We start from the raw sequence: 20,995 nt of genomic DNA, 5'->3' as shown, positions 1-20,995 counted from the left end.
CGCTGAGATTACGAGGCGAGAATGGCTGCGAACGACACCAAGCTCATCGAGGCCCTGCGTTCCTCATTGAAGGAGACGGAACGGCTGCGTGCGCAGAACCGCTCCCTCGTCGACGCGGCGCGCGAGCCTGTCGCGATCGTGGGGATGGCGTGCCGCTACCCGGGCGGGGTGTCCTCGCCCGAGGACCTGTGGGAGCTGGTGGCCGCCGGCGCGGACGCGATCGGGGAGTTCCCGTCGGATCGTGGCTGGGACCTGGAGAGACTGTACGACCCGGACCCCGGCAACCGGGGCACCACGTACGCCCGGCACGGCGGGTTCCTGTATGACGCGGGTGAGTTCGACCCTGGGTTCTTCGGGATCTCGCCGCGTGAGGCGCTGGCGATGGATCCGCAGCAGCGGTTGTTGCTGGAGGCTTCGTGGGAGGCGATCGAGCGGGCCGGCATCGGTCCCCACACGTTGCGGGGGAGCCGTACGGGTGTGTTCGCCGGGGTGATGTATCACGACTACGCCCCGCAGGTCGTGCCGCAGGAGCTGGAAGGGCTGGTCGGCACGGGCAACTCGGGCAGCATCGCCTCGGGGCGGGTGTCGTACACGTTCGGGTTCGAGGGCCCGGCCGTCACGGTGGACACCGCGTGTTCGTCGTCGCTGGTGGCGCTGCACCTGGCGGCGCAGGCGCTGCGGTCGGGCGAGTGTGATCTCGCCCTGGCCGGTGGTGTGACGGTGATGGCCACGCCGGGCACGTTCGTGGAGTTCTCGCGGCAGCGTGGGTTGTCGCCGGACGGCCGGTGCAAGGCGTTCTCGGCTTCGGCGGATGGCACGGGCTGGGGTGAGGGCGTCGGGATGCTGCTGGTGGAGCGGCTCTCGGACGCGCGCCGCAACGGTCATCAGGTGCTGGCGGTGGTGCGGGGCAGCGCGATCAACCAGGACGGTGCGAGCAATGGTCTGACGGCGCCGAACGGTCCGTCGCAGCAGCGGGTGATCCGGCAGGCGCTGGCCAACGCGGGCCTGTCGGCGGCGGACGTGGACGTGGTGGAGGCGCACGGCACCGGGACGACTCTCGGGGATCCGATCGAGGCGCAGGCGCTGATCGCGGCCTACGGTCAGGACCGGGACGTGCCGTTGTGGCTGGGGTCGCTCAAGTCGAACATCGGGCATGCGCAGGCCGCGGCCGGTGTGGGCGGCGTCATCAAGATGGTGATGGCCATGTGGCACGGTGTGCTGCCGCGCACCTTGCACGTGGATGAGCCGTCGCCGCATGTGGACTGGTCGGCGGGTGCGGTGGAGCTGCTGACGGAGGCTCGTCCGTGGGGTGAGCTGGATCGGCCGCGGCGGGCTGCGGTGTCGTCGTTCGGCGTCAGTGGCACGAATGCGCACGTGATCCTTGAGCAGGGTCCGGTGGTGGAGCCTGGGGTGGCTGGTGGCTCGGAGCTGCCGCTGGTGCCGTGGGTGGTCTCGGCGAAGGATGCTGTGGCCTTGCGGGCGCAGGCCGGGCGGCTGGTGTCGTGGGTGTCAGGGCAACCCGCTGTCGGGGTGCCTCGTGTGGTGTCGGGCGCTGGATGGCCGGATGCGGCGTCGTTGGTGGCGGATCCCGCTGGGCTGGTTGATGTGGGTTGGTCGTTGGCGTCCGGCCGGACGGTGCTGGAGCATCGCGCTGCCGTGGTCGGCGGGGATCGTGACGAACTGCTGGCGGGTCTGCGGGCGTTGGCCGACGGCTCGGACGCACCCGGTGTGGTCACGGGGAGTGGTTCGGGCGGCAGGCTGGCGTTGTTGTTCACCGGTCAGGGCAGTCAGCGGGTGGGCATGGGCCGCGACCTGGCAGAGGCGTTCCCGGTGTTCGCGGAGGCCCTGTCAGAGATCTGCGCGGTGCTGGATCCGTTGCTGCCCTATCCGTTGCGTGAGGTGATGTTCGCCGATTCGGATGGGGTGCTGGATGAGACGGGGATGACGCAGCCGGCGTTGTTCGCGTTCGAGGTGGCGCTGTATCGGCTCTTGTCCTCACTGGGCGTCGCCCCCGATGTGCTGGTGGGGCATTCGGTCGGGGAGATCGCCGCCGCGCATGTGGCGGGGGTGTTCTCGCTCGCGGATGCGTGTGCGTTGGTCGCGGCGCGGGCTCGGTTGATGCAGGGGTTGCCGTCGGGTGGGGCGATGCTGGCGGTCGCCGCGCCGGAGGGCGAGGTGGTGCCGCTGCTGGAGGGCCGCGAGGGCCGGGTGGGGATCGCGGCGGTGAACGGGCCGGCTGCGGTGGTGGTCTCCGGCGTCCAGGACGTGGTGGAGGAGATCGCCGCCCTGCTGGCTGAGCGGGGGGTGCGGACGCGTCGTCTCCGGGTGTCGCATGCGTTTCATTCGCCGTTGATGGAGCCGATGCTGGCCGAGTTCGCTGAGGCGATCGCGGGTCTGACGTTCCACGAGCCGGACATGGCGATCGTGTCCAACGTGACCGGGCGACTCGCCGAGCCGGGCCAGCTGAGCAACCCCGGCTACTGGGTGGAGCACGTCCGGCAGGCAGTGCGGTTCGCCGATGGTGTGGCGGCTGCGCGGGTGGCGGGTGCTGGTGTGTTCCTTGAGGTCGGACCGGATGGTGTCCTGACCGGGCTGGCGCAGCAGAGTCTCGATGACGCGGTGTTCGTCCCTGCTGTTCGTAAGGGCCGTGATGAGGTTCGCACGGTGGTGGAGGCGCTGGGGCTGTTGCACTCCCGTGGTGGGGTGGTGGATTGGGAGGCGTTCTTCGCTCCGGCGTTGCCGCGGCGGGTGGAGTTGCCGACGTATGCGTTCCAGCATCAGCGTTACTGGATGTCCGCGCGGGGTGATGCCGGGGACATGGCTGTCGCCGGGCTCGCGAGTGTCGATCATCCGCTGCTCGGCGCGGTGACCGAACTGGCCGGCGGCGAGTCCGTGGTCTTCAGCGGGCGGTTGTCGGTGACGGCGCAGCCCTGGCTGGCCGATCACGCGGTGAACGGCACGATCATCCTTCCTGGCACGGCCTTCCTGGAGCTGGCGTTACAGGCCGGCATCGAGGTGGGCTGCCGACTCGTACAGGAGCTCACCCTGCAGGCGCCGCTGGTGGTGCCGCCCGATGGCGGCCGCCAGGTGCAGGTCCTTGTCGGTGCCGCCGACGGGGCGGGGACGAGGCCGGTCTCGATCCACTCCCGCGCCGACGGCGACGCGGCGGACGCGTGGGTCACGCACGCCGATGGTGCGCTGGCCGCCGCCCCGCCGGTGACCGCGTCCGGGCTGGAGCAGTGGCCCCCGCCGGGGGCCACGGTGATCGATGTGACCGAGGCGTACGACCTGCTGCTGGACAGAGGGTACGAGTACGGGCCCGTGTTCCAGGGCCTACAGGCGGCATGGCGGCGTGCGGACGAGGTGTTCGCCGAGGTCGCGCTGCCTCAGGAGGCCCACGCGGACGCGGCCAGGTTCGGGCTGCACCCGGCACTCCTGGATGCCACGATGCACGCCCAACTGCTGGCCGGTGACGGGCAGACGGTCCTGCCGTTCTCCTGGGCAGGAGTGTGCCTGCATTCGGCCGGGGCGAACAGCGTGCGAGTGCTGATCTCGCCCGTGCGCGACAATTCCATCGCCCTGACCATCGCCGATCCCACCGGGGCGCCGGTGTTGTCGGTGGAGTCGCTCGCCGTACGTCCCGTCTCCGCCGACCAGCTCGCCGACCGTCCGGACTCCCTGCTCCACGTGAACTGGACGCCACTCCCGGTCGCGCAGACCGCGGCCGAGGAACTGCCTGATCTCGCCGCCGCGAAGGCGGCGATCGTTGAGGGTGTTGTTGCCCCTGAGGCGGTCGTCCACGCAGTGACATCAGCGGAAACCGATGTGCTCGATGCCGTGCGTGAGGCTGTCGGAGCCGTCCTGCGTGTGATCCAGGAGTGGCTGGCCGATGAGCGGTTCGCGTCTTCGCGGCTGGTGGTCGTCACGCGTGGTGCGGTGGCGCTGGGTTCGGATGCCGGTCTGGATGTGGCGCAGGCTCCGGTGTGGGGTCTGGTGCGGGCGGCGGAGGCGGAGAATCCGGGCCGTTTCGTGCTGGTGGATGTGGATGGCAGTGCCGAGTCGTGGCGTGCGGTGGGCTCGGTGGTGGCCTCAGGGGAGGCGGAGGCTGCTGTTCGTGAAGGTGAGGTGTGGCTTCCGCGGCTGGCCAAGGTCTCGGCGGCTGGTGGGGCGGTGGCGTGGGATCCGTCGGGGACGGTGCTGGTCACGGGAGGGACCGGTGGGCTGGGTGCGCTGGTGGCCCGCCACCTGGTTGTCACCCATGGTGTCCGTCATGTGCTGCTGGCCAGCAGGCGGGGCATGGCGGCGCCGGGTGCCGCTGAGCTGGTGAACGAATTGGCTGAGCATGGCGCGAGTGTGTCGGTGGCCGCGTGTGATGTGGCCGATCGTCGGGCGGTCGCGGAGCTGCTGGGGTCGGTGCCGGTGGAGTTTCCGTTGCGTGCCGTTGTGCATGCGGCGGGCGTAGCCGACAACGGTTTGGTCGGGTCGTTGACGGCGGAGCGGTTGGATGGGGTGCTGGCGGCGAAGGCGGATGCGGCGTGGCATCTGCATGAGCTGACGCGGGATGTGGATCTGTCGGCGTTTGTGTTGTTCTCGTCGGCCGGCGGGTTGGTGCTGGCGGCGGGGCAGGGTAATTATGCGGCGGCCAATGTGTTCCTGGATGCGTTGGCGGTGCATCGTCGGTCGTTGGGGTTGGTGGCGACGTCGCTGGCGTACGGGTTGTGGGACACCGATACGGGGTTGAGCGGCTGGTTGAGTGCGGCCGATTTTGAGCGTATGCGGCGTCAGGGGTTGCCGGCGTTGTCGGTGGCTGAGGGGTTGGCGCTGTTCGATGCCGGGGTTGGCCGGGATGTGGCGGCGTTGGTGCCGTTGCGGGTGGATGCCGCGGCGTTGCGCTCGCGTGGGGATGTTCTTCCCGCGTTGCTGCGCGGCCTGGTGCGCGGACCTGTCCGCCGTGCCGGCGCAGCGGCCAATGGGCTCGGGCAGCGGCTCGCGGGGTTGGCGGCGGATGAGCGTGGCCGGGTGTTGCTGGATCTGGTGCGGCAGGAAGTCGCCAGGGTGCTGGGATATCCGTCGGTGGAGGCGGTGCAGCCGAACCGTGCCTTCCAGGAACTCGGCTTCGACTCACTGACCGCGGTGGAGTTCCGCAACCAGCTGAACGCGGTTACGGGGCTGCGGTTGCCGGCCACGCTCGTTTTCGATTATCCGACTGCTGAGGCGGTGGCCGGCTATCTGGTGGGTGAGCTGGCGGGCGGGCATGCCGAACGGGCGGTGGTGGCTGCCACCTCGGTGGTGGATGAGCCGATCGCGATCGTGGGGATGGCGTGCCGGTATCCGGGTGGGGTGACCTCGCCGGAGGATCTGTGGGATCTGGTGGTGGCCGGGACGGATGCGGTGGGGGAGTTCCCGGCCGATCGTGGTTGGGATGTCGAGGGGGTGTATGCGCCGGAGCCGGGGGTGGCGGGCAAGACGTACACACGTGTCGGCGGGTTCTTGTATGACGCGGCGGACTTCGATCCTGGGTTTTTCGGGATCTCGCCGCGTGAGGCGGCCGGGATGGATCCGCAGCAGCGGTTGTTGCTGGAGGCTTCGTGGGAGGCGATCGAGCGGGCCGGGATCAAGGTCACCGCGCTGCGGGGCAGCCGTACGGGTGTGTTCGCCGGGGTGATGTATCACGACTACGGGTTGGGGACGCCGGCTTCGACCAGTGGCGGGAGTTTGGTGTCTGGCCGGGTGTCCTACAGCCTGGGTTTGGAGGGCCCGGCGGTCACGGTCGACACGGCGTGTTCCTCCTCGTTGGTGGCGCTGCATTGGGCGGCGCAGGCACTGCGGTCGGGTGAGTGTGATCTCGCGCTCGCCGGTGGTGTGACGGTGATGTCGACGCCGGGGATGTTCATCGAGTTCTCGCGGCAGCGTGGGATGGCTGCTGATGGGCGGTGTAAGGCGTTCTCGGCTTCGGCCGATGGCACGGGCTGGGGTGAGGGCGTCGGGATGTTGCTGGTGGAGCGGTTGTCGGACGCGCGCCGCAACGGTCATCAGGTGCTGGCCGTGCTGCGGGGCAGCGCGATCAATCAGGACGGGGCCAGTAACGGTCTGACGGCGCCGAACGGGCCGTCGCAGCAGCGGGTGATCCTGCAGGCGCTGGCCAACGCGGGCCTGTCGGCGGCTGATGTGGACGTGGTGGAGGCGCACGGGACTGGGACGACTTTGGGTGATCCGATCGAGGCTCAGGCCATCCTGGCGACCTATGGTCAGGGCCGGGCGGTGGATCGGCCGTTGTGGCTGGGCACGGTGAAGTCGAACTTTGGCCATACGCAGGCGGCTGCGGGTGTGGCTGGTGTGATCAAGATGGTGATGGCCATGCGCCACGGGCTGTTGCCCAGGACGCTGCATGTGGATGAGCCGTCGCCGCATGTGGACTGGTCGGCTGGCGCGGTCGAGTTGCTGAGGGAGGCTCGTTCGTGGGGTGAGCTGGATCGGCCGCGGCGGGCTGCGGTGTCGTCGTTCGGGATCAGTGGCACGAATGCGCATGTCGTGCTGGAGGCGTCTCCGGTCGTGGTCGAGGCTGTGGTTGGTGGCTCGGAGCTGCCGGTGGTGCCGTGGGTGGTCTCGGCGAAGAGTCCGGAGGCGTTGCGGGCGCAGGCCGGGCGGCTGGTGTCGTGGGTGGCTGGGCAGTCCGATGCGTTGGACGCGGCAGCGATGGGCGCCCGTGTGACGGATGCGCTGGCGGTAGCTGATGCAGGCCCATCCGCGATTGATCGGGCTGGTCTGGTTGATGTGGGCTGGTCGCTGGCGACGGGCCGGACGGTGCTGGAGCATCGCGCGGTGGTGGTCGGCGGGGATCGTGACGAATTGCTGGCGGGTCTGCGGGTGTTGGCCGATGGTTCGGTGGCGCCGGGTGTGGTCACGGGGAGTGGTTCGGGCGGCAGGCTGGCGTTGTTGTTTACGGGTCAGGGCAGTCAGCGGGTGGGCATGGGCCGGGATCTGGCGGCCGCGTTCCCGGTGTTCGGCGAGGCTCTGGCGGAGATCTGCCAAGCCCTGGACCCCCTGCTGCCGCGTCCGTTGCGTGAGGTGATGTTCGCCGATTCGGATGGGGTGCTGGATGAGACGGGGATGACGCAGCCGGCGTTGTTCGCGTTCGAGGTGGCGCTGTATCGGCTCTTGTCCTCACTGGGCGTCGCCCCCGATGTGCTGGTGGGGCATTCGATCGGGGAGATCGCCGCCGCGCATGTGGCGGGGGTGTTCTCGCTCGCGGATGCGTGCTCGTTGGTCGCGGCGCGGGCTCGGTTGATGCAGGGGTTGCCGTCGGGTGGGGCGATGCTGGCGGTCGCCGCCCCGGAGGGCGAGGTGGTGCCGCTGCTGGAGGGCCGCGAGGACCGGGCCGGGATCGCGGCGGTGAACGGGCCGGCTGCGGTGGTGGTCTCCGGCGAGCAGGACGTGGTGGAGGAGATCGCCGCCCTGCTGGCCGAGCGGAAGGTGCGCACCCGCCGCCTCAGGGTCTCCCATGCGTTCCATTCGCCGTTGATGGAGCCGATGCTGGACGACTTCGCTGAGGCGATCGCGGGTCTGACCTTCCACGAGCCGGACATCGCGATCGTCTCCAACATCACCGGGCGACTCGCCGAGCCGGGCCAGCTGAGCAACCCCGGCTACTGGGTGGAGCACGTCCGGCAGGCAGTGCGGTTCGCCGATGGTGTGGCGGCTGCGCGGGTGGCGGGTGCTGGTGTGTTCCTTGAGGTCGGACCGGATGGTGTCCTGACCGGGCTGGCGCAGCAGAGTCTCGATGACGCGGTGTTCGTCCCTGCTGTTCGCAGGGATCGTGATGAGGTTCGCACGGTGGTGGAGGCGCTGGGGCTGTTGCACTCCCGTGGTGGGGTGGTGGATTGGGAAGCGTTCTTCGCTCCGGCGTCTCCGCGGCGGGTGGAGTTGCCGACGTATGCGTTCCAGCACCAGCGTTACTGGATGTCCGCGCGGGTTGATGACGGGGATGTGGCGGCGGCTGGGCTGGAGGCCCTCGACCATCCGTTGCTGCGTGCCGTCGTTCCGGCACCGGATGGTGCCCATGTCTCCTTCACCGGGCGGTTGTCGGCGTCGGCGCAGCCGTGGCTGGCTGATCACGTGGTGAACGGGCGGGTGGTCGTTCCGGGTGCGGCGTTGGTGGAGTTGGCGCTGCGGGCGGGGCAGGAGATCGGTTGCCCGGGTGTGCAGGAGTTGACCCTTCAGGCGCCGTTGGTGGTGCCCGATGAGGGTGGCCTACAGGTGCAGTTGATGGCCGGCGGCCCCGATCACAGTGGCGCGCGGCCGATCAGCCTGCACTCGCGCACCCCGCAGAGCGAGGAGTGGATACAGCACGCTCAGGGCCTGCTCACCCCCGATCTGCCCGCGCCGGTGTTCGACCTGACCGTCTGGCCGCCGCCCGGGGCCCGGCAGATCGCCGTCGAGGGCCTGTATGAGGAGATGGCCGCGATCGGGCTGGACTACGGCCCCATCTTCCAGGGCCTGGTGGGGGCGTGGGGTCGGCCGGGTGAGGTGTTCGCCGAGGTCGTGTTGCCGGATGAGGCGCATGCCGAGGCGAGCCGGTTCGGGTTGCATCCGGCATTGCTGGATGCGAGCTTGCATGCCAGTGCTCTGGGTGATCTGTTGCCGGCGCCCGAGCCTGGACGGCCGTACCTGCCCTTCGCCTGGTCTGGGGTGAGCCTGCACGCCAGTGCGGCCACCAGCCTGCGGATCAAGGTCACCCCGGTGACCGGCGGCATCACGCTGGCCGTCGCCGACCACACCGGCGCGCCCGTGGCCCAGATCGACACCCTCACCCTCCGCCCCCTCTCCACCACCGACCTCGGCGGGCACCAGGGCTCCCTTCACCAGGTGAACTGGATACCCCTGACCAACAGTCCGGTTGTGTCCGCCGAAGGCAATGAGTACCCGGACCTGGCATCGCTGCAGGATGTCGAATCAGTGCCCGAGTGGGCGTTCGTGGAGTGCCCGGTCACCGAGTCCGAGTCGGACATCCCGGGCGCGATGCGCCGGACCGTGAACCACGTGCTGGCATCCGTACAGGGATGGCTGGCCGATGAGCGGTTCGCGTCTTCGCGGCTGGTGGTCGTCACGCGTGGTGCGGTGGCGATGGGTTCGGATGCCGGTCTGGATGTGGCGCAGGCTCCGGTGTGGGGTCTGGTGCGGGCGGCGGAGGCGGAGAATCCGGGCCGTTTCGTGCTGGTGGATGTGGATGGCAGTGCCGAGTCGTGGCGTGCGGTGGGCTCGGTGGTGGCCTCAGGGGAGGCGGAGGCTGCTGTTCGTGAAGGTGAGGTGTGGCTTCCGCGGCTGGCCAAGGTCTCCGCGGCTGGTGGGGCGGTGGCGTGGGATCCGTCGGGGACGGTGCTGGTCACGGGAGGGACCGGTGGGCTGGGTGCGCTGGTGGCCCGCCACCTGGTTGTCACCCATGGTGTCCGTCATGTGCTGCTGGCCAGCAGGCGGGGCATGGCGGCGCCGGGTGCCGCTGAGCTGGTGAACGAATTGGCTGAGCATGGCGCGAGTGTGTCGGTGGCCGCGTGTGATGTGGCCGATCGTCGGGCGGTCGCGGAGCTGCTGGGGTCGGTGCCGGTGGAGTTTCCGTTGCGTGCCGTTGTGCATGCGGCGGGCGTAGCCGACAACGGTTTGGTCGGGTCGTTGACGGCGGAGCGGTTGGATGGGGTGCTGGCGGCGAAGGCGGATGCGGCGTGGCATCTGCATGAGCTGACGCGGGATGTGGATCTGTCGGCGTTTGTGTTGTTCTCGTCGGCCGGCGGGTTGGTGCTGGCGGCGGGGCAGGGTAATTATGCGGCGGCCAATGTGTTCCTGGATGCGTTGGCGGTGCATCGTCGGTCGTTGGGGTTGGTGGCGACGTCGCTGGCGTACGGGTTGTGGGACACCGATACGGGGTTGAGCGGCTGGTTGAGTGCGGCCGATTTTGAGCGTATGCGGCGTCAGGGGTTGCCGGCGTTGTCGGTGGCTGAGGGGTTGGCGCTGTTCGATGCCGGGGTTGGCCGGGATGTGGCGGCGTTGGTGCCGTTGCGGGTGGATGCCGCGGCGTTGCGCTCGCGTGGGGATGTTCTTCCCGCGTTGCTGCGCGGCCTGGTGCGCGGCCCGGTACGGCAGGCGCGCTCAGGGGCGGCGGGCGGCTCGGCTCTGGCAGGGCGGCTGGCCGGTCTGGAGGCGGATGAGCGGGCCAAGGCGCTGCTGGATCTCGTACGGCAGGAAGTCGCCAGAGTGCTGGCGTACCCCTCGATGGAGGCGGTGCAGCCGGACCGTGCCTTCCAGGAGCTCGGCTTCGACTCACTGACCGCGGTGGAGTTCCGTAACCAGCTCAACACGGCTACCGCGCTGCGCCTGCCCGCCACCCTCGTCTTCGACTACCCCAACGCCCGGGCCGTCGCGGACTACCTCGAGACCGAGCTCACCGGGGTCGCGGCCGACCTCGTGCCCGTCACCGCCGTCAGGACACCGGTGAACGACGAGCCGATCGCGATCGTGGGGATGGCCTGCCGCTATCCGGGCGAGGTGTTCTCGCCGGAGGACCTGTGGGATCTGGTGGCGGCCGGCACGGACGCGATCGGTGACTTCCCCTCGGATCGCGGCTGGGACCTGGAGAAGCTCTACGACCCCGATCCCGACACTCACGGCACCTTCTATGCCAAGCACGGCGGGTTCCTGCATGACGCGGCGGAGTTCGATCCGGCGTTCTTCGGGATCAGTCCGCGCGAGGCGCTGGCGATGGATCCGCAGCAGCGGTTGCTGCTCGAAGCCTCGTGGGAGGCGATCGAGCGGGCCGGGATCAACCCCACAACGCTGCGCGGCAGCCGTACAGGTGTATTCGCCGGCGTCATGTACCACGACTACGCCCTCCAGCTCTCTTCCATGCCCGACGAACTGGAGGGGCTGATCGCGACCGGTAACTCCGGCAGCATCGCCTCGGGACGGGTGTCCTACAGCCTGGGCTTGGAGGGCCCGGCCGTAACTGTCGACACGGCCTGCTCGTCGTCGCTGGTGGCACTGCACTGGGCGGTGCAGGCGCTGCGGTCCGGTGAGTGTGATCTCGCGCTCGCCGGTGGTGTGACGGTGATGGCCACGCCTGGCACGTTCGTGGAGTTCTCGCGGCAGCGTGGGTTGTCGGCGGATGGGCGCTGTAAGGCGTTCTCGGCTTCGGCGGATGGCACGGGCTGGGGTGAGGGCGTCGGGATGCTGCTGGTGGAGCGGCTCTCGGACGCTGAGCGCAACGGCCATCGGGTGCTGGCGGTGGTGCGCGGGTCGGCGGTGAACCAGGACGGTGCGAGCAACGGGTTGACGGCGCCGAACGGTCCGTCGCAGCAGCGGGTGATCCGGCAGGCGCTGGCGAACTCCGGGTTGTCGGCCACGGACGTCGATGTGGTGGAGGCGCATGGCACCGGGACGACGCTGGGTGACCCGATCGAAGCCCAGGCGCTGCTGGCCACCTATGGCCGGGACCGGGCGGAGGATCGGCCGCTGTGGCTCGGATCCGTGAAATCGAACATCGGTCACACGCAGGCCGCGGCCGGTGTGGCCGGCGTGATCAAGATGGTCATGGCCATGCGCAACGGACTGCTGCCCAAGACGCTGCATGCGGATGAGCCGTCGCCGCATGTGGACTGGTCGGCGGGCGCGGTCGAGCTGCTGGCCGAGGCCCGGCAGTGGGACCGCCGGGATCGCCCGCGCCGCGCGGCGGTCTCCTCCTTCGGCGTGAGCGGTACGAACGCGCACGTCGTTCTGGAGGAGCCATCGGCGGCGGCGGTGACCGAGGACAACGATCTGGATCTTCCAGTGGCGCCAATGGTTCTGTCCGGGCGCACCGCGGAGGCGCTCCAGGCACAGGCGGGTCGGCTGGCTGAGTGGGTGGCGGGATCGCCTGAGCGGCTGGTGGATGTGGCCCATTCGCTGGTGGTCTCGCGGTCGGCGTTCGACCGCCGGGCCGTGGTGGTGGGTGCGGGCCGGGACGAGTTGCTCGCCGGCCTGCGTGGGCTGGCCGAGGGCGTGGACGTGCCCGGCGTGGTGGCGGGCGTGGCCGGGGCAGGCGGTAAGACGGTTCTGGTGTTCCCCGGTCAGGGGTCGCAGTGGGTGGGGATGGGGGTGGAGTTGCTGGAGTCGTCGCCGGTGTTCGCTGCGCGGGTGGCGGAGTGTGAGGCGGCGTTGGCTCCGTTCGTGGATTGGTCGCTGAGTGGTGTGTTGCGGGGTGGTGAGGGGTTTGACCGGGTGGATGTGATCCAGCCGGTGTTGTGGGCGGTGATGGTGTCGCTGGCGGAGGTGTGGCGGTCGGTCGGGGTGACTCCCGCGGCCGTGGTCGGGCACTCCCAAGGAGAGATCGCCGCCGCGGTGGTGGCGGGTGCGTTGTCGTTGGAGGACGGCGCTCGGGTGGTGGCTTTGCGTAGCCGGGCGATTGTGGCGCTGGCGGGGCGTGGCGGGATGGTGTCGGTGCCGCTGGGGTCGGCTGAGGTGGCCGAGCTGATCTCGCGCTGGGATGGGCGTGTGTCGGTGGCGGTGGTCAACGGCCCGGCCTCGACGGTGGTGTCGGGTGACGTGGACGCACTCGACGAACTGCTGGTCGACGCCGAGGTGTGGGGCGTGCGGGCTCGGCGGATCGAGGTGGACTACGCCTCGCACTCGGCGCATGTGGAACACCTTCAGGAGGAACTCGCGGGGCTTTTGGCTCCTGTGGCGCCCAGGGCCGGTCAGGTGCCGTGGTATTCGACGGTGCGTGGTTGCTGGCTCACCGGGACGGAGGCGGATGCGGCGTACTGGTATGAGAACCTGCGCCAACCCGTACGGCTGGATCCTGCGGTCCGGGCGCTGATCGAGGAGGGGCATGGCGTGTTCGTGGAGGTCAGCGCGCATCCGGTGCTGACCATGGCGGTGCAGGACACGGCGGAGGACGCCGGCGGCGAGGTCGTGGCGGTCGGCACGCTGCGCCGCGACGACGGAGACCTGAGCAGGTTGTGGTCAAACACGGCCGAGCTGTGGGTACGCGGCGTCGAGGTCGACTGGGCCCAGGTGTACGCCCCCGCCCGTCCCCGTACGGTCGCCCTGCCCACCTATGCCTTCCAGCACCAGCGCTACTGGCCGCAGGAGTCCGTCGGCGCCGCGGATGCGGAAAGCCTCGGTCTGCAGGCCACGGGCCACCCGCTGCTCGGCGCGTTCACGGTGCTCGCCGACGGCGGAGCGGTCGTTCTCACCGGGCGCGTGTCGATCGCCACGCATCCATGGCTCGCCGACCACGCAGTCAACGGGCAGGTGATCCTGCCCGGCGCGGCCTTCGTCGAGCTGGCCATCCGCGCCGGCGACGAGGCCGGCTGCGGTCTGCTGGAGGAGCTCACCCTGCAGGCCCCGCTGATGCTCCCCGAACGCGGAGCCGCCCAGCTCCAGCTGGCCGTGGGTGCGCCCGACGTGGACGGACGGCGGCCGCTGGGGATCTACTCCCGCCCCCACGGCGTACCGGAGGAGCCATGGACGCAGCACGCCGCCGGAGTGCTGGCCGAGGCCGTCCCGGCGATCCCGGAACCCCACATGACCTGGCCGCCGGAACGCGCCCAGGCGGTGGCCCTGGACGAGATGTACGACGACTTCGCCGACATGGGCCTGGCCTACGGCCCATCCTTCCGCGGACTCAAGACCGTCTGGCGCAAGGAGAACGAACTCTTCGCCGAGCTGGCACTGCCAGAGGAGATGGCCCGCGACGCCGCCAGGTTCGGGCTGCACCCGGCGCTGTTCGACGCGGCCCTACATGCGATCGCCCTCGGCGGGTACACGGCCGATCCGGAGCCCGGCCGCCCCTACCTGCCGTTCGCGTGGGGCGCGGTGGCGCTGCACGCGTCCGGAGCCACGAAGCTGCGCGTCCGGATCTCTCCGGCCGGGCAGGGCGCGGTCTCTCTGACGCTGATGGACACCGAGGGACTGGCCGTCGCCACGATCGGTTCGCTGGCCGCACGTCCGGTGCCGGTCGGGCAGCTGGAGGCACCTCCCGCCACCGGGGACCGGAACAAGCTCTTCCAGGTCGACTGGGTGTCACTGCAGGCCGGTGCGGCGAGTGGCGCGCCGAGTGTCGAGATCCTTTCCGGGCTGCCCGAGGGTGGGGTGGTTCCTGAGTGGGTGTTGGTGGCGGCTCCGGTTGGTGCGCGGGCGGTGCATGAGGTGCTGGGGCTGGTGCGGGAGTGGCTGGCCGATGATCGGTTCGTGGCGTCGCGGCTGGTCGTTGTCACCCGGAGTGGGGTGGCGACGGTTGCCGGGGAGCGCCCCGATGTGGCGCAGGCTGAGGTGTGGGGGTTGGTGCGGGCTGCCCAGGCTGAGCAGCCGGGGCGTTTCGCGCTGCTGGATCTGGATGGGGATGATGCTTCGCCGGACGTGATTGCCGGGGCGTTGGCCACCGGTGAGTCTCAGCTGGCGGTGCGAGGTGGGCAGGTGTGGGTGCCGCGGCTGAGCCGGGCTGTCCTGCCTGGGGTGCAGGGCACGGTCGCGGGGCTGGATGACGAGGGTCGTGTGCTGGCCGGTGATGGCGAGCGGGTGTTCGGTCCGGATGGGACGGTGCTGGTCACGGGTGGTACTGGTGGGCTGGGTGCGTTGGTGGCCAGGCATTTGGTGACCGTGCATGGTGTCCGGCGTCTGCTGCTGGTCAGTCGGCGTGGTCTGGATGCGCCTGGTGCCGCCGAGTTGGTGGCCGAACTGGCCGAGCATGGTGCGAGCGTGACCGTGGCCGGTTGTGATGTCGGTGATCGTGAGGCGCTGGCCGATGTGATCGGTTCGGTTCCGGCCGAGCATGCGTTGGTGGGTGTGGTGCATACGGCCGGTGTGCTTGATGACGGGATGATCACGTCGTTGACTCCTGAGCGTTTGGACAGGGTGCTCAGGCCCAAGGCGGAGGGCGCCCGGCATCTGCACGAGCTCACGCGGGATCTGAATCTGACCGCGTTCGTCCTGTTCTCCTCGATGGCGGGCGTGCTGGGGGGTGCGGGCCAGGGCAACTATGCCGCGGCCAACGCCTCTCTGGACGCCTTGGCCCAGCTGCGGGCGGCCGATGGGTTGGCGGCCACCTCGCTGGCGTGGGGGTTGTGGGAGGAAGGCGGGATGACCGGGGAGCTGACCGAGGCCGATCTGCGCCGCCTGGCGCGGATGGGTGTGGCACCGCTGTCGAAGGCCGACGGGCTGGCCCTGTTCGACACCGCACTCAGCCACGGCAGCGCCACGCTGGTGCCCGCCCACCTCGACCTCAAGACACTGGGTGCCCAGGCGGACGCGCTGCCACCGCTGCTACGCGGCCTGGTGGCCGGTCGTACCAGGCGTGTGGTCACCGCGGCGTCCGAGGCCGCGGCCTCACTCAAGCAGCAGCTCGCAGCACTGCCACCGGCCGGACAACAGTCCGTGCTGAGGGAGCTCGTGTACGCCCAGGTGGCCGTGGTGCTCGGACTCGCCGACGCGTCGGCGCTCGAGGATGGCCAGCTCTTCCAGGACCTGGGCTTCGACTCGCTGATGGCGGTCGAATTCCGCAACCGGCTCAACGCGGCGACGGGCATGCGGCTCCCGGCGACGCTGATCTTCGACTATCCGACCCCGGTGGCGCTCGTCGGCTTCCTGTCCGGTGAGCTGCTCGGCGCGAACCAGGCCGCGACACCTGTACGGGCGCCGGCCGTCGATGACGAACCCATCGCGATCATCGGCATGGCCTGCCGGTTCCCCGGCGGGATCGAATCGCCCGAGGACCTGTGGCGGCTGCTGGCACAGGCCGGAGACGCCGTCGGCGAGTTCCCCTCCGACCGTGGCTGGGACCTGGAGAACCTGTACGACCCGGACCCGGGCAACCGTGGCACCTCCTACGCCCGGCACGGCGGTTTCCTCTACGACGCCGGCGAGTTCGATCCGGGTTTCTTCGGGATCTCGCCGCGTGAGGCGCTGGCGATGGATCCGCAGCAGCGGTTGCTCCTGGAGACCTCCTGGGAGGCGGTCGAGCGGGCGGGGATCAATCCCACGACACTGCGCGGCAGCCGTACCGGTGTCTTTTCCGGCGTCATGTACCACGACTACGCCAGCCAGCTCTCCTTCGTGCCCGACGAGCTGGAAGGGCTGATCGGAACCGGCAACTCGGGCAGCGTCGCCTCTGGCCGCGTGTCGTACACCTTCGGTTTCGAAGGCCCCGCGATGACCGTCGACACGGCCTGCTCCTCCTCGCTGGTGGCGCTGCATCTCGCGGTGCAGGCGCTGCGGTCGGGTGACTGTGACCTGGCCCTGGCCGGCGGTGTGACGGTGATGGCCACGCCATGGACGTTCATCGAGTTCTCCCGGGCGCGCAACCTGTCCGTGGACGGCAGGTGCAAGGCGTTCGCGCAAGGCGACGGCGGCGTCGGTCTGTCGGAAGGCTCCGGCGTGTTGCTGGTCGAGCGCCTGTCGGACGCCGTGCGCAACGGTCACCAGGTGCTGGCGGTCGTGCGCGGGTCGGCGGTCAACCAGGACGGTGCCAGCAACGGGTTGACGGCGCCGAACGGTCCCTCGCAGCAGCGGGTGATCCGGCATGCGCTGGCCAACGCCGGACTGGCGGCCGCCGACGTCGACGTGGTCGAGGCGCACGGCACCGGGACGTCCCTGGGCGACCCGATCGAGGCCCAGGCCATCCTGGCCACCTACGGTCAGAACCGGCCGGAGGATGAGCCGGTCTGGCTGGGGTCGGTGAAATCGAATCTCGGTCATACGCAGGCGGCGGCAGGTGTGGCCGGTGTGATCAAGATGGTGATGGCCATGCGCCACGGTGTGCTGCCGCAGACGCTGCACGTGGATGAGCCGTCGCCGCATGTGGACTGGTCGGCGGGCGCGGTGAAGCTGCTGACCGGGCCGGTGTCGTGGCGGGAGAACGGGCACGCGCGCCGCGCCGCCGTCTCCTCCTTCGGGATCAGCGGCACGAACGCGCATGTCGTGCTGGAGGAGTCTCCGGTCGTGGCCGAGCCCGCGACGCCGGCTGAGTTGCCGGTGCTGCCGTGGGTGTTGTCCGGGCGGAGCGGGCAGGCGCTGCGGGCGCAGGCCGGGCGGCTGCGGTCGTGGGTGGAGACGCGGCCCGAACTGAACGCGGTCGATGTGGGCTGGTCACTGGCGTCGGGCCGGGCGGTGCTCGAGCATCGCGCGGTGGTGGTGGGCGATGATCGTGCCGGATTGCTGGAGGCGTTGTCGGCGCTGGCCGAGGGCGGGCCGAGCACGTCGGTGATCGAGTCCGGTCTGGTGCGGTCGCGGGCCAGGACGGCGTTGTTGTTCGCTGGTCAGGGCAGTCAGCGGGTGGGTATGGGCCGGGATCTGGCGGCCGCGTTCCCGGTGTTCGGCGAGGCCCTGTCGGAGATCTGCGGGGTCTTGGATCCGTTGCTGCCCTATCCGTTGCGTGAGGTGATGTTCGCCGATTCGGATGGGGTGCTGGATGAGACGGGGATGACGCAGCCGGCGTTGTTCGCGTTCGAGGTCGCCCTGTATCGGCTGCTGGTTTCGCTGGGCATCGCCCCGGATGTGCTGGTGGGGCATTCGATTGGGGAGATCGCCGCGGCGCACGTGGCCGGGGTGTTCTCGCTGCCAGATGCGTGTGCGCTGGTCGCGGCCCGGGCCCGGTTGATGCAGGCGTTGCCGTCGGGTGGGGCGATGCTGGCGGTCGCCGCCCCGGAGGGCGAGGTGGTGCCGCTGCTGGAAGGCCGCGAGGACCGGGCCGGGATCGCGGCGGTCAACGGGCCGGCATCGGTCGTCGTCTCCGGCGACCAGGACGTGGTCGAGGAGATCGCCGCCCTGCTGGCCGACCGGAAGGTGCGCACCCGCCGCCTCCGGGTCTCCCATGCGTTCCATTCGCCGTTGATGGAGCCGATGCTGGACGACTTCGCTCAGGCGATCTCCGGTCTGACGTTCAGGGACCCGGTCATCCCGATCGTCTCCAATGTGAGCGGCCGTCTGGCCGAGCCGGGCCAGCTGAGCAACGCCGCTTACTGGGTGGAGCATGTCCGCCAGGCGGTGCGGTTCGCCGACGGCGTCACCGCCGCTCGGACCGCGGGCGCCACGGTGTTCGTCGAGATCGGCCCGGACACTACGCTGACCGGGCTAGCCCAGCAGACGCTCACCGGTGATGAAACCTTCATCACCACGAGAGCCAAGGACCAGGACGAAACCCACGCCTTCACCCACGCTCTGGGCCGGCTGCACACCCACGGCGTCACCGTCGACTGGTCGGCCTACTACGCTCCGGCCCACCCGTCCCGGGCGGACCTGCCCACGTACGCCTTCCAGCACGAGCGCTACTGGATCGCGGCCCAGCCCGGCGCCGGCGATGTCAGCACGGCCGGGCTGGGCGCCGTCGATCACCCGCTGCTGAGCGCGGCCACCGAGCTGGCCGGCGGCGAGACGGTGATCTTCAGCGGGCGGTTGTCGCAGGCCACCCACCCCTGGCTGGCCGACCACGTCGTGGGCGGCAGCGTGATCGTGCCCGGCACCGCCCTGGTGGAGCTCGCCATCCGCGCAGGTGACGAGACCGGCTGCCCGCACCTGCGGGAACTCACCCTGCAGACCCCCCTCGTCGTGCCGGAGGACGGCGGCGTACAGATCCAGGCCGTGATCACCGCGGGCGACGAGCCCGATGGGCGGGCGCTGACGATCCACTCCCGTCTCCAGGACGCCGCCGAGTGGACCCAGCACGCCCAGGCCACGCTCACCGCGACCGTGCCCGCGCCTGACGTCGATCTGACGCGGTGGCCGCCTCCGGGGGCCCAGGCGGTGGTGGTCGAGGACCTGTACGAGAACCTCGCCGCGATCGGCCTGGACTACGGGCTGACCTTCCAGGGTCTGACGCGCGCCTGGGAGCTTAACGGCGAGGTCTTCGCCGAGATCGCCCTGCCCGAACAGGCGCATCCCGACGCCGCGAGGTTCGGGCTGCACCCCGCACTGCTGGACGCCGCGCTGCACGCCACCGCGCTCGGCGGACTGCTGCCGCAACCGGAGCCCGGGCGGCCGTACCTGCCCTTCGCCTGGTCGGGTGTGTCCCTGCACGCGGCCGGGGCGACCAGCCTGCGTGTAAGGATCGCCTCCACAGGGACGGGTGGCGCAGGCGCGAGCCTCACCCTGGCCGTGGCCGACGAGACCGGCGCGCCCGTCGCCGTGATCGACACCCTCTCGCTGCGCCAGATGTCCGCCGTCCCAGCCGGTCGAGGCGAGCTCCACCAGCTGGAGTGGACGATCGTCCCGGCCGCACCCGTGTCATCGCCGCCGAGTGTCGAGATCCTTTCCGGGCTGCCCGAGGGTGGGGTGGTTCCTGAGTGGGTGTTGGTGGCGGCTCCGGTTGGTGCGCGGGCGGTGCATGAGGTGCTGGGGCTGGTGCGGGAGTGGCTGGCCGATGATCGGTTCGTGGCGTCGCGGCTGGTCGTTGTCACCCGGAGTGGGGTGGCGACGGTTGCCGGGGAGCGCCCCGATGTGGCGCAGGCTGAGGTGTGGGGGTTGGTGCGGGCTGCCCAGGCTGAGCAGCCGGGGCGTTTCGCGCTGCTGGATCTGGATGGGGATGATGCTTCGCCGGACGTGATTGCCGGGGCGTTGGCCACCGGTGAGTCTCAGCTGGCGGTGCGAGGTGGGCAGGTGTGGGTGCCGCGGCTGAGCCGGGCTGTCCTGCCTGGGGTGCAGGGCACGGTCGCGGGGCTGGATGACGAGGGTCGTGTGCTGGCCGGTGATGGCGAGCGGGTGTTCGGTCCGGATGGGACGGTGCTGGTCACGGGTGGTACTGGTGGGCTGGGTGCGTTGGTGGCCAGGCATTTGGTGACCGTGCATGGTGTCCGGCGTCTGCTGCTGGTCAGTCGGCGTGGTCTGGATGCGCCTGGTGCCGCCGAGTTGGTGGCCGAACTGGCCGAGCATGGTGCGAGCGTGACCGTGGCCGGTTGTGATGTCGGTGATCGTGAGGCGCTGGCCGATGTGATCGGTTCGGTTCCGGCCGAGCATGCGTTGGTGGGTGTGGTGCATACGGCCGGTGTGCTTGATGACGGGATGATCACGTCGTTGACTCCTGAGCGTTTGGACAGGGTGCTCAGGCCCAAGGCGGAGGGCGCCCGGCATCTGCACGAGCTCACGCGGGATCTGAATCTGACCGCGTTCGTCCTGTTCTCCTCGATGGCGGGCGTGCTGGGGGGTGCGGGCCAGGGCAACTATGCCGCGGCCAACGCCTCTCTGGACGCCTTGGCCCAGCTGCGGGCGGCCGATGGGTTGGCGGCCACCTCGCTGGCGTGGGGGTTGTGGGAGGAAGGCGGGATGACCGGGGAGCTGACCGAGGCCGATCTGCGCCGCCTGGCGCGGATGGGTGTGGCACCGCTGTCGAAGGCCGACGGGCTGGCCCTGTTCGACACCGCAGTGGCGTCCGGGCAGGCGCTGCTGGTCCCGGCCCGGTTCGTGCAGACCCGCACCAGCGCCCGGACCCCGGTACGTCGCGCGGGCACCGCGGAAGGGCTCGCCGAGCGGCTGGCCGCACTGGATCCGGCCGAACGCGAGTCCGCACTGTCGGACCTGGTCCGCGGCCAGGTGGCCACCATCCTGGGATTCGCCGGCGGATCGGCGATCGAGCCGCGACGCCAGTTCCAGGACCTCGGCTTCGACTCCCTCACCGCCGTCGAGTTTCGCAACCAGCTCAGCAAGAGCACCGGACTCCGGCTACCCGCCACCGTCATCTTCGACTACCCCACCCCGGCCGAGCTCACCGAGCACCTGATGGGCCATTTCGACGGAGCCCAGGACGAAGAGGCCGGCATCCTGCGGCTCTTCGCCGAGCTGGACAACATCGAGAACTCGACGGCCAAGCTCGCCGAGGAGAGCACGGCGCGCGGCCGGATCGTCGCACGGCTCAAGGAGGTCCTGGCCGGCCTCAACGATCCCGCTGTACAGAACGGAGTCGCCGACCAGCTCGAGGCGGCCACCGACGACGAGATGTTCGCCTTCATCGACAACGAGTTTGAGATCTCCTGAAGGGCAACGT

1 protein-coding gene is annotated in these 20,995 nt (G+C 70.1%); it reads left to right on the top strand.

All coding sequences use genetic code 11. The annotated features are described in order from the left end of the window. Positions 1 to 21: 21 nt before the first annotated feature. Positions 22 to 20,985, top strand: coding sequence for a type I polyketide synthase (locus tag OHA25_RS57040; RefSeq protein WP_327585127.1), 20,964 nt, complete (start codon positions 22 to 24; stop codon positions 20,983 to 20,985). The last annotated feature ends 10 nt before the right edge of the window (positions 20,986 to 20,995 follow it).

The sequence above is a fragment of the Nonomuraea sp. NBC_00507 genome, from assembly GCF_036013525.1.
Lineage (GTDB): Bacteria > Actinomycetota > Actinomycetes > Streptosporangiales > Streptosporangiaceae > Nonomuraea.
Note: the sequence above shows the minus strand (reverse complement) of the source record. Positions and strands in the feature narration are given on the sequence as shown.